The organism is Geobacter sp. PheSNFMC, from assembly GCF_059620965.1.
On sequence record NZ_JCAMRN010000141.1, the window covers coordinates 1 to 287 of the forward strand.

Here is a 287-nt window from a genome sequence, read left to right on the forward strand (position 1 = left end):
CGGAGGGTGATCTTGTCGAAGTACTTCTCCCAGTTATCGAAGAAGCGGGGGAAGCCGGGGGCCTCGGACAGGGACAGGGAGCAGGACGAAGCGGCGTCCAGCTTGCCCGAGTCGAAGAGGTCGAGCATGGTGTCCTGGAGAATCTCGGTGTAGACGGTCAGGTTGGCGAACGGGCCCTTTGCCAGCCCGCCGATGACGGCGTTGGCAATGGAGCCGACGCCCGACTGGAGCGGGAGGAGGTTCTTGGGCAGACGCCCCATCTTCACTTCGTGGCTGAAGAAGTCGAT

General features: G+C 62.7%; 1 pseudogene. It reads right to left on the bottom strand.

Features of this window, described 5'->3' with window-relative positions:
- A pseudogene (locus AC6CDK_RS17850) lies at nucleotides 1-287 on the bottom strand (acetyl-CoA hydrolase/transferase C-terminal domain-containing protein); the annotation flags it as partial.